Origin of the sequence: Burkholderia arboris (genome assembly GCF_902499125.1) — a bacterium.
GTDB lineage: Bacteria > Pseudomonadota > Gammaproteobacteria > Burkholderiales > Burkholderiaceae > Burkholderia > Burkholderia arboris.
Window position 1 is genome coordinate 23,120 of record NZ_CABVPX010000010.1, and the last position, 14,219, is coordinate 37,338.

The 14,219-nt window shown below is 68.1% G+C and carries 10 protein-coding genes; 3 read left to right on the forward strand and 7 right to left on the reverse strand.

Annotated elements, in window-relative coordinates:
* The first annotated feature begins 6 nt into the window (after window positions 1-6).
* Window positions 7-915, forward strand: coding sequence for a LysR family transcriptional regulator (locus BLA15945_RS14215; protein ID WP_059237191.1), 909 nt, complete (start codon window positions 7-9; stop codon window positions 913-915).
* Between the two features lie 26 nt (window positions 916-941).
* On the opposite strand, the gene potE is transcribed toward BLA15945_RS14215, so the two are convergent.
* Window positions 942-2,327: a putrescine-ornithine antiporter gene (gene potE, locus BLA15945_RS14220; RefSeq protein ID WP_059237192.1), complete on the reverse strand. Its 1,386-nt coding sequence runs from the start codon at window positions 2,325-2,327 to the stop codon at window positions 942-944.
* A gap of 62 nt (window positions 2,328-2,389) precedes the next feature.
* Window positions 2,390-4,690: an Orn/Lys/Arg family decarboxylase gene (locus BLA15945_RS14225; RefSeq protein ID WP_059237193.1), complete on the reverse strand. Its 2,301-nt coding sequence runs from the start codon at window positions 4,688-4,690 to the stop codon at window positions 2,390-2,392.
* 506 nt (window positions 4,691-5,196) lie between these two features.
* Between BLA15945_RS14225 and BLA15945_RS14230 the strand changes: the two genes are divergently transcribed.
* Both BLA15945_RS14230 and BLA15945_RS14235 read left to right on the forward strand, forming a co-directional pair.
* Window positions 5,197-7,377, forward strand: a complete 2,181-nt coding sequence (locus tag BLA15945_RS14230) for an ornithine decarboxylase (protein ID WP_174992702.1) — start codon at window positions 5,197-5,199, stop codon at window positions 7,375-7,377.
* 304 nt (window positions 7,378-7,681) lie between these two features.
* Window positions 7,682-8,845, forward strand: coding sequence for an MFS transporter (locus BLA15945_RS14235; protein WP_174992703.1), 1,164 nt, complete (start codon window positions 7,682-7,684; stop codon window positions 8,843-8,845).
* A gap of 34 nt (window positions 8,846-8,879) precedes the next feature.
* On the opposite strand, the gene BLA15945_RS14240 is transcribed toward BLA15945_RS14235, so the two are convergent.
* Genes BLA15945_RS14240 through BLA15945_RS14260 form a run of 5 tightly spaced genes read right to left on the reverse strand, consistent with a single transcriptional unit; the run spans window position 8,880 to window position 14,214 of the window.
* A complete protein-coding gene (locus BLA15945_RS14240; protein ID WP_174992704.1) occupies window positions 8,880-10,037 on the reverse strand; it encodes an iron-containing alcohol dehydrogenase in 1,158 nt (385 codons plus the stop codon).
* Window positions 10,034-10,369 carry a putative quinol monooxygenase gene (locus tag BLA15945_RS14245; RefSeq protein ID WP_059237196.1) on the reverse strand — a complete coding sequence of 112 codons (336 nt, stop codon included), beginning with the start codon at window positions 10,367-10,369 and terminating at the stop codon, window positions 10,034-10,036. Before BLA15945_RS14245 ends, BLA15945_RS14240 begins: the two co-directional genes overlap by 4 nt.
* A 28-nt stretch (window positions 10,370-10,397) precedes the next feature.
* Window positions 10,398-10,973 (reverse strand): glycerol-3-phosphate responsive antiterminator, encoded by a 576-nt coding sequence (locus BLA15945_RS14250; protein ID WP_059237197.1) that lies wholly within the window; start codon window positions 10,971-10,973, stop codon window positions 10,398-10,400.
* A gap of 5 nt (window positions 10,974-10,978) precedes the next feature.
* Complete coding sequence (locus BLA15945_RS14255; RefSeq protein ID WP_174992705.1) at window positions 10,979-12,538, reverse strand: FAD-binding oxidoreductase; 1,560 nt, start codon at window positions 12,536-12,538, stop codon at window positions 10,979-10,981.
* Window positions 12,535-14,214: a glycerol-3-phosphate dehydrogenase/oxidase gene (locus tag BLA15945_RS14260; RefSeq protein WP_174992706.1), complete on the reverse strand. Its 1,680-nt coding sequence runs from the start codon at window positions 14,212-14,214 to the stop codon at window positions 12,535-12,537. The genes BLA15945_RS14255 and BLA15945_RS14260 overlap by 4 nt, the downstream gene beginning before the upstream one ends.
* Window positions 14,215-14,219: the final 5 nt, after the last annotated feature.

Consider the following 14,219-nt stretch of genomic DNA (forward strand, 5'->3'; position numbering starts at 1 on the left):
GATCTCATGGATTTGTTGGCGGCGATGCGCATCTACGTCAGGGTCGTGGAGCGCGGAACGATGTCAGGCGCGGCGCGGGATCTCGACATGGGTCAACCGGCCGTCAGCGAACGCATCGAGAAACTCGAAAAGCATCTCGGCACGCGGCTGCTGATGCGCAGTGCGCGCACCCTCGCCTGCACCGAGGAAGGCCGCCTCTTCTACGAACGCAGCAAGGCGCTGCTCGAGGCGGCCGAAATGGCGGTCGCATCGGTATCGAAGACGGAAAACGCGCTCGACGGCACGATCCGGCTCGCGGCACCGCAATGCTTCGGCGAGGCCGTGATGCCGGGGGTGCTGATGCAGATCCGCACCGCGTATCCGAAACTGCATATCGACCTGGTGCTGAACGACGATATCGTCGATCCGGTCACCGAGGGCGTCGACATTTCGATCCGCGTCGGCCAGCTCGGCGACGGCGGGTTCGTCGCGTACGCGCTCGGCGCGGTCGGCCGTGTGCTCGTCGCCGCACCGTCGTATCTGGACCGGCACGGCCCGATCGAAACGAAGGCCGATCTCGCGAACCATCCGTTCATCCGCGTGAAAGGCGTATTCGCGAGCGAACAGGTGCCACTGCAACGTGACGGCAGCGCGGTCGAATACGCACGGATCCGGACGATCATGACCACGAGCCACTGGCGCCCGATGTTCGACACGATCGCGGCTGGCGGCGGCATCGGCGTGGTCCAGCAACCGGCTTGCGCCGACGCGCTCGCGCGTGGCCAGCTCGTCCGGATCCTGCCGCAGTACGACGTCCCCGACTTCGCGTTGAATGTGCTGGTGCACGCGCAGCGGCCGCTGCCGCCGCGCGTGCGGACCGTCGTCGACCTGCTGAAGCAGGCACTCCCGCCGCTGCTGGCGAAGCGCCGCCCGTAGCCGTCACCGGCCACCGGCCGCCGCCGTCACGCCTGCAGCGACTTGCCCGGCTCCTTGACGTGCGCGTCGACTTCCATCTGGTAGAAGCGTGCGCTGACGAAGCCGAACAGCGTCCAGCCCAGGAACACGCACAGGCCGCCGAGCATCAGCGCCTGCTCGCCCGAGCTGAACAGCGCATAGAAGCTGTACGCGGTGGCGACCATCGCGATCACGTTCGTCACCAGCGCCTTGCCGGGCGGCACCTTCGCAACCTTCTGGATCGTGATCAGCGCGGCCATCGACATCACGTAAGGCACGAGGTTGGTGACGACCGCGAGATCGACGATCTTCTGGAACTGGCTGCTCAGTTCCGGGCTGATCGTCATCAGCGCCAGCGCAACCTGCGCGACCAGCAGGATCACCATGCCGACGATCGGCGTACCCGTGCGCGTCGCACGGGCGAACACGGGCAGGAAGTAGCCGACGTCCGCCGAGCTCTTGAACACCTGCGCGACCGTGAACTGCCAGCCGAGCAGCGAGCCGATGCACGCGATCACCATCAGTGCGGTGACGATCGTGCCGACGGTCGGCGTGAACATCGTCGCGAATGCGATGCCGAACGGCGCGTTCGACTTCGCGAGGATCGCGTTGGGCACGATGCCCGCGATCACGTTGGTCGACACGATATAGAAGATCGCCGATGCGATCGTGCCGCCGAGCACGGCGATCGGCACGTTGCGCTCCGGATTTTCGACGGCGTCCGAGTTCGCGCACGCCGATTCGAGGCCGAGGAACGCCCACAGCGTCACCGCGATCGAGCCGCCGACGGCCGGCCCGAACGGCATGTTGTTCGGGTTCCATGCGGCGCCCCAGGTGGCGCCGCTGAACCAGAACCAGCCGATCAGCGACACCACGACGACCGGGATGATCACGCCCCACACCGTCACCGCACCGATCCGGCCGGTGATGCGCGAGCCGCCGAAGTTCGCGACCGTCGTCAGCACGAGCAGGAAGATCGTCCACAGGCCCGTCTGCAGCGGCGACAGCGTCGCGTCGAACAGCACGGTGCCGTAGCCGACCGCCGTGACGCCGATCGCAACGTTGGCGATCACGAGCGACAGCCCGTACGTATAGTTCGCCATGTAGTTGCCGGCCTTGCCGAACGCGTATTCCGCGTAGCCGCCCATCCCGCCCGGCTTGCGGCTCAGCATCCCGCAGCGCGCGAACGCATAGGCCAGCGCGAGCGAGCCGCCGGCCGTGACGATCCACGACAGCAACGAGATCGTGCCGACCTGTGCGAGCTTCGACGGCAGCAGGATGATGCCGGAGCCCATCATGTTGACCGCCGTGAGGATGGTCAGCTGCCAGACGTTCATCCGGTTCTTCGGCGCGGCCGCCGGGGCCGCGTCGGTCATGCGCGCTGCGTTTTCCATGGTGTCGATCCTTCGATGTGAGGCCGCCAGGCGGCCATTCGCTCGTTCGTCCGCTCAGACGCTCACGCCGTCAGGCAGTACACGCGGTACGTGCCGTCCTCGACTTCCACGCCGTGCGTGTCGTGCGCAAAGCCCGGAAAGCGCCGGTCGTATGCTTCGAGCGCCTTCAGGTAGCCGAGCACCGGGCCGCCGGCCGGCCCCGCGTTCTCGCCCGGCATCAAGAGCGGAATGCCCGGCGGATACGGCACGACGCCGGTGGCGACCGTGCGCCCGGCCAGCTCGTCGAGCGCGACCTGCTCGACGCGGCCCTGCACGAGATGCTCGTACGCGCGCACCGGGCTCATCTCCGGCGTCGGCAGGATCGAGAACGCCTCCGACATCAGCCGCGTCGTGCCGAGCTGCTCCATCGCCGCGAACATCGTGTCGGCCAGGTCCTTCAGCCCCATGCCCGCATAGCGCGAGCCATGCTCCTTCGCGAGCGACGGAATCGCCATGTCGAGCGGCAGGTTCGCGTCGTAGTCGCGCTTGAAGTCGCACAGCGCGCTGACGAGCGAGCCCCACTTGCCCTTCGTGATGCCGATCGAGAACAGGAACAGGATCGTGAAATCGGTCGTCTTCTCGACGACGATCCCGCGCGCGTCGAGATACGCGGTGACGACGCTCGCCGGGATGCCGACCGGCATCAGGCCGCCGGCCGGTGCGACGCCCGGCGTGACGATCGACACCTTGATCGGGTCGAGCATGCAGTAGCCGTCCTCGATGTTGCCGAAGCCGTGCCATTGCGCGCCGGGGCGCAGCACCCAGCACGCCGGGTCGCTCGCGAGCAGTTCGGGCGGCGCATCGTGGAACGGCAGCGTGCGGCCCGTGCGCGCCTCGAGCACGGTGTCGGGCTGCCAGCATTCGAAGAACCAGTCGCCCTTCGCGCCGAATTCGCCGTTCATCCGCGCGATCATCTGGCGGAACGCGACGGCCTCTTCGATCGACTCGTGTGTCAGCGCGGCGCCGCCGGGGCCGTCCATCATCGCCGCGGCCACGTCGTTCGACGCGATGATCGCGTAGTTCGGCGACGTCGATGCATGCATCATGAACGTTTCGTTGAACTGGGCATGCGGAATCGGGCTGCGGCCGTCGCGCACGTGGATGTACGACGCCTGCGACAGCGCGGTCAGCAGCTTGTGCGTCGACTGCGTCGCGAACACCGTGGGGCGGTCCGCGCGATGGTCGCGCGGGTCGCCGTGCATCGCATGGCGGTCGCGGTAGATCGGGTTGAAACGCGCGTAGCCATACCACGCTTCGTCGAAGTGCAGGCGATCGACGCTCGCGCCGAGCAGTTCTTCCACGCGCGTGACGTTGTAGCAAAGGCCGTCGTACGTCGAGTTCGTGATGATCGCGTGCTTCGGCTGGCGATCGGCCAGCCCGGCCGCGAGCGGGTTCGACGAGATCGCCTCGCGAATCGCCGTCTGCGTGAGGCGCTCTGAGGCGATCGGCCCGATGATCCCGTAGCGATTGCGCGTCGGCACGAGGTAGGTCGGAATCGCACCCGACATCGTCATCGCATGTTCGGCCGACTTGTGACAGTTGCGGTCGCACAGCGCGATCTGGTCGCGGCTCACGCTCGCCATCAGGATGATGCGGTTCGACGTCGACGAGCCGTTCGTCACGTGATACGTGCGATGCGCGCCGAACACGCGCGCCGCATAGCGTTCGCTTTCGCCGATCGGGCCCGAGTGGTCGAGCAGCGAGCCGAGTTCGCCAACCGAGATCGACAGGTCCGAGCGGAACAGCGCTTCGCCGAAGTATTCGAAGAATGCGCGGCCGACCGGCGATTTCAGGAAGCCGGTGCCGCCCGTGTGGCCGGGCGTATGCCACGAGTATTCGTAGACGCGGGAGAACTTCGCGAGCGCGCCGAACATCGGCGGCAGCACGGTCGAGCGATAGCGCTCGATCGCCGCGTGGATGCGCCCGCCGATGAAGTCGGCGGTATCTTCGAGCAGCCACACGAAATCGTCGACCTTACCCATCACCGCCGACGGCACCGTCGACGCGACGCTGCGGTCGGCCAGCAGGAAGATCGGCACGTTCGCGTTGCGATGCCGGATCGCATCGACCACGGCCTCGGACGGCCCGTGGCCGTCCACGCCGAGATCCCAGTCGAGCAGCACGCACTGGATCGACGGGTCGGAGCGGATCAGCACGATTGCATCGTCGGCGGACGTCGCCGTGAGCACGTCGATACCGCGCTGCACGAGCTCCGCACTCAGCGTGCGGACCGCGCGCCCGGTGGCGGTTTCCTGCGTGATTTCATCGTCGACCAGCAGTGCACGCATGCCGAGACGACGAATGCCACCGACAGAAGTATTCATGTTGTTGCCCTCGCTGTTGCGTTGCTTCGATTGGTATTGTTCGTCTCACGAGCACGCGGACAGCAGGTCACGGGCAGCGGCATGAGACGCTCGCAATTCCGGCTTGATTCGCCATCCAATTCGGAGCCGACTATGCCATAGATGCTTTTCGATGAAAAGCTGACGATTCGTTGAAACCATCGGCGCCTTTCAAATCGGATTTCATAATTGGATCATTTTTATGTGCACCGCAGCATGTCAATTCCCGATTATTTGATCATTCTCATCCTGCAATGACATTATCGATTCCGGTCGATTGAATTCGCGGCCTATTGTTGCTACGATCGGCTGCGCCGGGCATGGTCCGATCGCGGCTGTGCCGCACCGCGCAAGGCTATATCGAGCCGCGCGCATTCGGCATTCAGCATTCGCGGGAGCGTTTCAATCGGCTGCGGCGCATGTCGGATCAGGACGACGCGCCGGCGCGAATCGCGCTCCCGCTTCCGCACATTTACGGGAGAGTTCGCGTGAGTCTGTTGAAAATCGCAGTCGAGCCGGCGCTGATTGGCGCCTTCCTCACCACGCACGAACAGGTCGACGTATTCCAGACCGATTTCACGAATATCGCGGCAATCGTGGTCGGAATCGATTCGGCGCAGAAAGTGCTGAAAGCCGTCGAAAAAACCGGGTTCGCGATTCCGTTCTTCGTCGCGGTCGAGCCCGACCAGGAAGTGCCGCCGTCGATCCTGCCGAGCGCGAGCGGCGTGATCCAGCTCCGGCACGGCGGGCGCCACTATTACGGCCGGCAGATTTCCGCCGCCGCCGACATCTACAGCGAGAATCTGCTGCCGCCGTTCTTCAAGGTCATGCGCGAATACGTGCAGCGCGGCTACGTCGAGTTCGACTGCCCGGGCCACCAGGGCGGCCAGTTCTTCTCGAATCACCCGCTCGGCCGGATGTTCTTCGACTTCTTCGGCGAGACGATCTTTCGGGCGGACCTCTGCAACGCGGACGTCCGGCTCGGCGACCTGCTGATTCACGAAGGGCCCGCGCTGGAAGCGCAGCGCAACGCCGCGCGCATCTACAACGCGGACAAGACCTACTTCGTGCTGAACGGCACGTCGACCTCGAACAAGGTCGTCACCAGCGCGCTGCTCGCGCCCGGCGATCTCGTGCTGTTCGACCGCAACAACCACAAGTCGGTCCACCTCGGCGCGCTCGTGCTGTCCGGCGCGCGGCCCGTCTACCTCGAAACCGCGCGCAACGCGTGGGGCCTCATCGGCGGCGTCGACAGCGCGGCGCTCGGCGAAGCGCGCATTCGCGACGCGATCCGCGACGTCGCGCCCGAGCGCGCCGACCTGCCGCGCCCGTTCCGGCTCGCCGTGATCCAGCTCGGCACCTACGACGGCACGATCTACAACGCGCGCGAAATCGTCGACCGGATCGGGCATCTGTGCGACTACATCCTGTTCGATTCGGCGTGGGTCGGCTACGAGCAGTTCATCCCGATGATGCAGGACTGCTCGCCGCTGATGCTGACGCTCGGCCCCGACGATCCCGGCATCTTCGTCACGCAGTCGGTGCACAAGCAGCAGGCCGGCTTCTCGCAGACGTCGCAGATCCACAAGAAGGACAGCCACATCGAAGGCCAGAAGCGCTTCTGCGACCACCGCCGCTTCAACAACGCGTACATGATCCATGCGTCGACGAGCCCGTTCTACCCGATGTTCGCGGCGCTCGACGTGAACGCGCAGATGCATGCGGGCCCGGCCGGCAAGCGCCTGTGGCGCGACTGCGTCGCGCACGGTGTCGACGCGCGCAAGCTGCTGATGAAGACCTGCCGCCAGATCCGCCCGTTCGTTCCGCAACAGGTCGACGGCCGCCCGTGGGCCGACTACCCGACCGAGCAGATCGTCGACGACCTGCGCTTCTTCCGCTTTCACCCGGCCGACACGTGGCACGGCTTCGAAGGCTATGCGGACGACCAGTACTTCGTCGATCCGTGCAAGCTGCTGCTGACGACGCCCGGCATCGATCCCGACACGCACGAGTACGCATCGTTCGGCGCGCCGGCGCCGATCCTCGCGCGCTACCTGCGCGAGCACGGCGTCGTGCCCGAGAAGGCCGACCTGTACACGATCCTGTTCCTGCTCACGCCGTCGGAGAGCTTCGGCAAACTGCAGCATCTGGTTGCGCACCTCGCGCAGTTCGAGCGCCATCTCGACCAGGACACACCGCTGCGCGAAGCGATTCCGTCGCTGTGCGAAGCCTATCCGGAGCTGTACGGCACCATGCGCTTGCGACAGCTGTGCCAGCGCATGCACGACTTCTACCGCAGCCACGACATGAAGCACCTGCAGAAGCAGATGTTCCGGCGCGCGCAGTTCCCGAAGCAGGCGATGCAGCCGCAGGCCGCGAACGCCGAGCTGATCCGCAACAACGTCGAGCTCGTCACGCTCGACCGCATCGAAGGCCGGATCGCGACCGAGGGCGCGCTGCCCTATCCGCCCGGCATCTTCTGCGTGGTGCCCGGCGAAGCGTGGGGCGGCCCGGCGCTCGATTACTTCCGTGCGCTGGAAGCCGGGATCAACGCGCTGCCGGGCTTCGAGCCGGAAATCCAGGGCGTGTACCTGGAGACGAAGCCGGACGGCACGAAGCAGGCATCGGCCTACGTGGTCGCGGCCGGCGCCGACGCGTCGCGCGCGTAGGGCGGCCCAGCGGCCGCGCGCCGCTCACGGCCCTTCTTCGAGACCGCCGCCCATCGCACGAGCGGGCGCGGGAACGGGGACCGGATGCGCGTGGCCGCAGGCGGCGCAAATCGCACCGGCGCGGCCGCGATTGCGTCGCGACAACGTACACGAGAGCGGCACTTGCATGCGCCCCCGGCGTGCGCTACCGTCCTCCTTTCCGGGATAACCGAAGCCTCGCCTCGAAACCCATCCGTCGATTCGATCCGATGCGGCCCCGCCCCTGCCCGGCGCTGTCGCGTCGACCGTACAGGAGGGGTTTGCGATGGACGTTCGCGTGTACCTGCTGGCCGCCGCCGTATTCCTGGCCGGCGTCGCCGAAAACATCTGCGTCGGCATCCTGCCGGCGATCTCTGCCGGCCTTCACGTGTCGATTGCGGCCGCCGGCCAGCTCACCACGATTTTCTCCGCCGTATTCGCACTGGCCGCGCTCGTGGCAGCCGGCTGCGTCGCGCGCGTCGAACGGCGCACCGCACTGTTCGCGGCCCTCGGCACATTCGCGGCCGCGAACCTGTTTGCTGCCGCGAGCCCCGGCTATGCGAGCCTGTTCGCCGCGCGCGTGCTGATGGCTGCGAGTTGCGCGACGCTGATCCTCGTCGCGACGCGGTTCGCGGCCGAACTCGCGCCGGCGTCGCAACGCGGCCGCGCGATCGGCATCGTATTCATGGGGATCAGCGCATCGCTCGTGCTCGGCGTACCGATCGGGATGCGCATTGCCGAATGGGCCGGCTGGCGCGCAGTGTTCGTGTCGATCGCCGTGCCCGCGCTGCCGCTCGGCATCCGGCTCGCCCGCCGGCTGCCGCGCATGGCGCCTGCCGCGGCCGGCGCGCCCGGCGTGCCGTCGTATCGCGCGGTACTGTCACGGCCGCGCCTGCTGGCTGCGCAACTCGTCTCGATCGCGATGATCGGCGGGCATTTCACGCTGTTTGCGTATCTCACGCCGTATCTGCAGGCCGTGCTGTCGCCCGGTGCGGCCGCACTCGAAGGGTTGTACGTGGCGTTCGGGATCGCCGGCGTGACCGGCGCGTGGCTCGGCGGACTCTTCTCGGACCGGCTCGGCGCGTCACGCGCGCTGTGCGCATGCCCGGCCGTGTTTCTCGTCGCGATGGCGATGCTGCCGGCGGCCGGTGCATCGCCGCTCGCGTTCGTGCCCGCGATGATGCTGTGGGGTGGCATCAGCTGGTCGATCTCGCCGATCGTGCAGAACTACCTGATCCATACCGCGCCGTCGCTGGCCGATGCGAGCGTCGGCATCAACGTGTCGGCCATGCATGCGGGCGTCGCGCTCGGGTCGGCGCTCGGCGGCGTGCTCGTCGGGCGCGATGCCCTGCTCGTCACGCCGTGGGCCGGGTGCGCGCTCGTGGCCGTCGCGCTGGCATGCGCGTGCGTTGCGGCACGGCCCGCGCGGCAGGCCGCCCGCGCCTCGTGAATCGTGACGGGCGGCGCCATGCGCACCGGCCGCATCACCACGCCTGCCGGTAAATCGCCAGCGCGTCAGCCTCCGCCACCTCGCGCGGATTGTTCACGAGCAGGCGCGTCTGCAGCATCGCATCCGACGCCATGCGCGGCAGGTCGCTCTCGCCGATGCCGACTTCGCGCAGCGTGCGCGGAATACCCGTCGCGACGATCAGCCGGTCGATTTCGGCGATCAGCACGTGCGTGCGCGCTTCGTCGCTGCCCGTCGCCGACGGCGCGACGATCGCCGCGAGTTCCGCATACAGCGGCGCGGCCGCCGGCGCATTGAAGCGCAGCACGTGCGGCAGCACCAGCGCGTTCGACAACCCGTGCGGCACGTGGAAAATGCCGCCGACCGGATAGGCCAGCGCATGCACGGCCGCGACCGGCGCATTCGCGAACGCCTGCCCCGCGAACATCGCGCCCACCAGCATCGCTTCGCGCGCGTGCCGGTTCTGGCCGTCGTCGCACGCTGCCAGCAGGTTGCGAGACAGCAGCGTGAGCGCGTGCGTCGCGAGCATGTCCGACACCGGATTCTTCAGCCGCGCGGACGTATAGGCCTCGATCGCGTGCACCATCGCGTCGATGCCCGTCGCGGCGGTTGCCGCGCGCGGCAGGCCGAGCGTGAGTTCGGCGTCGAGAATCGCGACGTCCGCGAACAGGTGCGGCGACACGACGCCCATCTTGCGCGCCTCGCCGACCGTGACGATCGACACGGCCGTGACCTCGGAGCCCGTGCCGGCCGTCGTCGGCATCTGCACGAGCGGCAGCCGCGCGCTCGCGACCTTGTCGACGCCATACATGTCGGCCAGCGCCTGCTGCCGCGGCGCGAGCACCGCGATCAGCTTCGCGACGTCCATCGACGACCCGCCGCCCAGGCCAAGCACGATCTCGGCATCGGCCGCGACGGCCCGTTCGGTCGCCTCGAGCACCACGTGCTCGGGCGGGTCGGCGATCACGTCGTCGATCACCGTCACCTGCCAGCCGTGCGCGGCGAGGCTCTCCAGCGCGGGCGCGAGCACGCCGCTGCGATGCAGGAACGCATCGGTGACGACGCACAGCCGCGCGAGCGCCGGAAAGCGTTCGCGCAACAGCGGGCCGAGCCGGCGCGCGGCGCCAAATTCGACGATCTGCGTCGGAACGGTACGGAATTGAAACGGGTTCATCGGGTGCCTCCCGGTGGCGTCGCCGTGCCGGTGTCCGGCTGCACCATGTAGCGCGACACGTCGCGGCGATCGAGCAACGGAATGATGGCCCCGATCCCGATCCGCTGGAAATGCGGCGTTTCCCGATGCGCGTCGAGGCCGTCCGCGTCGCGGTAGCGCTCGAGGATCACGATGTGGTCGGGGTGCTCCGGCGACCGGAAATACGCGTAGTCGAGGTTCTTCGGCTCGGCGCGCGTGGCCGGCGCGAGTTCCGCGAGCAGTTCGACCACGCGGTCGCCGTTGCCGGGCTTCGCGAAGTAATGCGCGATCACCTGCAGGTAAGGTTCGTTCATGCTGCGCTCCGTGTTCGACAGAGGCCCGTCACGCCGACGGGTCGAAATTCCACCACGCGCTGTCGCTCGTCGACACCGCGACCGCCCCGTGCCGCCTCGCGCTGCGCACGTCGTCCGCGTTGCCGACGAAGCCCGACGCGACGATCGGCGGCAGCGCCTGCCGGTCGGCTTCGCTCAGGTGCGCGAGCATCGGCGCCGGCATCAGCTGCACCAGGTTCGGATCGCTCTGCTCGATCGCCTTCACGCTGCGCGGCCACGTCGAGCGGTCGGTCACGAACACCTTCTGCATCGTGATCAGCCCGGCGCGGTTCGCACGCTGGATCGTCGCGACGCGCGTCGACACCAGGCTCGCGACGCCGATATCGGCCAGATATTCGACGCCGCCCTTGTCCTGCGACAGCCCGTCGCAACTATCGATGTTGACGATCACGAACTTGCCGGCCCGGGCGAGCGCCGCGACCACCGCCTGCAGCCGGCGCAGGTCGACGTTCGCGACGATGCCGACCTCGGCCTCGCTGTCGATGAAGCTGTCGGCCTGCTCGACGCCATACAACGTGGCGATGACGGGATGACGGGCGAGACGCGCGCCCAGCGACTTGTCCATGACGTTTACCGGTCGACGTGCGGGCCGGTCTCGTCGCCGAGACCGAGCTTGCCGGGGTTGAGGATGTGTTTCGGATCGAGCGCGCGCTTCACCGTCTGCAGCACCGGGAACGCCGTGCCCAGCGAATCGCGCAGGTACGGCGAACGCAGCAGCCCGACGCCGTGGTGATGACTCAACGCTGCATTGTATTGGATCAGCACCGCGTTTGCCGCGTCCCATGCGGCGCGGTACCACGCGGCCCGCTCGGCCACCGCGACGTCGCCGCGCAGCGAGAAATACAGGCACGCGCCGTCCGCGTATGCATGCGACTGGTGCGCGGATCCGGCCAGCGTGCCCGGCACCGCCTGCAGCGCGGCCACCACGTCGCGATAGATCGCCGCGAGATCGCGCCAGCGGCCGCACATCTCCAGCGTGTCGGCCACGAAGCCCGGGCTGCGCTTGAAGCCTTCCGCGCTCTTGCCGGTCAGGTAGCGTGTGTCGAGCCACTTCTCGAAGATCGCGTCGCCGTCGAGCTTGCGCCCGCTTTCCTCGCCGACGCGTGCGCCGATCGCCATCACGGCGTCGACCATCTCGCGCGCGCCTTCGTCGGCGATCAGCAGCACGTTCGTGTCGGGCAGGCCGAACTGCACGCCGCTCTCGAGCGCGTCGTAGAGCCGCAGTGCCGCCGGGTTCGCACCGCGTTGCAGGATCTCGCGGCACGCGTCGAGGCCGGCCGCGAACGTGTCGAAGCCGTACGCGATCGCGCGGCCGTAATCGGGCAGCCGATGCAGCTTCAGGCGCGCACGCACGATGATGCCGAGCGTCCCTTCGCTGCCGATGAACAGTTGCTGCAGATCCGGGCCGACCGCCGCGCGCGAATAGCCGCCGAGCGTGACGAGGCTGCCGTCCGCAAGCACCACGTCCATCCCGAACACCATGTCCTCGATCTTGCCGTAGCGCGTCGACAGTTGCCCCGCGCCGCGGCATGCAATCCAGCCGCCCACCGTGCTGATCCCGAACGATGACGGCCAGTGCCCCATCGTCAGCCCGTGTTCGCGTTGCAGCGTGTCCTCGAACACGTCGCCGAACATCCCGGCTTCGACGTCGACGATCTGGCTCTCGGTGTCGACACCGATCAGCCGGTTCAGCCCGCACACGTCGAGCACGATGCCGCCGCGCACCGGCAGCGCCGCGCCCGTCACGTTGCTGCGGCCGGCGGACGCCGTCACCGGAATCGTCGCCGCGTGCGCGATGCGCATCACGGCCTGCACCTGCTCGACCGTCGACACGCGCACGACGACCGCATGCGGCGTCGCCGGCCGGCCGCCCGTTTCCGCGACCATCGACGCGGCCCACCAGTCGCGGGTCCACGCGACGACGTCGGCCGGCTGCGCGAGCACCTCGTCGGCCACCGCGCGCAGTGCGTCGACCTGCTGCGGCGATACCGCGACCGGCGCGCGCTGCATGCCGGCCTCGACAGGCGCGCCGCCGGCCGCCAGGTTCAGCGAGTATGGCGGCGGCGTATGCGCGCCGACGACGTAGTTACCGCGGTTGTAGCCGCGCTTGATGGCTTCCTTGCTGATCATCCGTGTTCTCCCATGAGGATGGCTTTTTCGAGTGCGATGGCGGCGACGTAGTCGCGCACCTGGCTGGCGACGGCCGCATCGGACAAGCCGAGCTCCGCCTGAAGGATCGCGCCGACGCGCGGCGCCGCGCGTGCCGACGCATCGCGCGCCATCAGCCGCGCGCGGGTGCGGCGCGACAGCACGTCGTCGACGCTGCGCGCGAATTCGTGACGCACCGCATAGAGCACTTCCGCTTCGCTGTACGGCAGCCCTTCGACGATCGGCGCGAGCAGCGACGGCGCCGCATCGGCGAGATCGCCGACGAAGCGCGCCTCGGTGCCGTAGCGTTCGCCGAGATGCGCGGCAAGCCCGCCCGATGCGACGATCGCCTGCGGGTCGTAGCCGGCCGCGCCGAGCAGGTAGGCCGATTTCGTGCGGCAGCGTGCGCGGCGGCCGAGCAGCTTGCCGACCGTATCGATCGTCTGCTCGGCCATGTGCCGCGACGTCGTCAGCTTGCCGCCGACGATCGTCACGAGCCCGTCGGGCGCGACGTGAATCTCGTGATTGCGCTTCATCTCGATCGTCTTGCCGCCCGGCGGCCCGACGAGCGGCCGGCATCCGGCGATGCTGCCGACCACGTCGTCCGCGCTCAGGTCGGTCTTCAGCGCGGAACGCGCGCCGTCCAGCAGGAAATCGAGTTCCTGCCGCGTGCAGTGCACGTCGTCGAGATCGCCGTCGTAGTCCTCGTCGGTCGTGCCGAGATACGACACGTTGCCCCAGCGCGTGATCGTCGCGCGGCGGTTGCGGCCCGGCACGGGGATCGTCACCGTGCAGTCGTTGCGGATCTTCAGCCACGGGATCGCGACATGCACGCCCTTCGCGGGCCGCACCTGCAACGCGGGCGCATCGCCCTTGCGCGCGCCGGTCCAGTCGCGCAGCCAGACGCCGGTCGCCATCACGACCACCCGCGCCCGCACGCGCCGTTCGCGGCCGTCGGCATGCACGATCGCGCCGTCGACCTTGCCGTGGCCGTCGCGCGTCAGCTCGACCACGCGCGCGTGGTTTGCGACCGCCGCGCCATGAAACGCGGCCGTGCGCACCAGGTTCAGCGTCAGGCGCGCATCGTCGACTCGCGCGTCGAAGTACAGGAAGCCGCCCGTCAGGTGGGTTTCGTTGAAGGTCGGGCAATGGGACAGCACCTCGGCCTTGGTCAGCTTCTGGTGCAGGATGCCCTCGCGCCAGCCGCCGGCGATGTCGTAGGTCCACAGCAGGCTTTCGAAGGCCTTCGCCAGGCGCCGGTCGAACACGCCTTCGCGCTCCATCACCGGAAACAGGAACGGCAGCCGCTGCACGAGATGGCGCGCGTTGCGCCGCAGCCGCTGCCGCTCGAGCAGCGAATGACGCACGAGCCCGAGATTGCCCTGCTCGATGTAGCGCAGCCCGCCGTGCACCATCTTCGACGATTTCGACGACGTGCCCGACGCGAAGTCGCTCTTCTCGACGAGTGCGACGCGCAGCCCGCGCAGGCTCGCATCGAACGCCGCGTACGCACCCGTCACGCCACCGCCGACGATCAGCACGTCGAACGTATCGGTCTCGAGTCGTGCCAGATGCTCGTCGCGGTTCACGCGCAACGGTTCCGTGCCCGTCATGCCGGCCCGGTCCGTCCGGGGTTTTCTGGATGGCAAAAACATCATGCTGG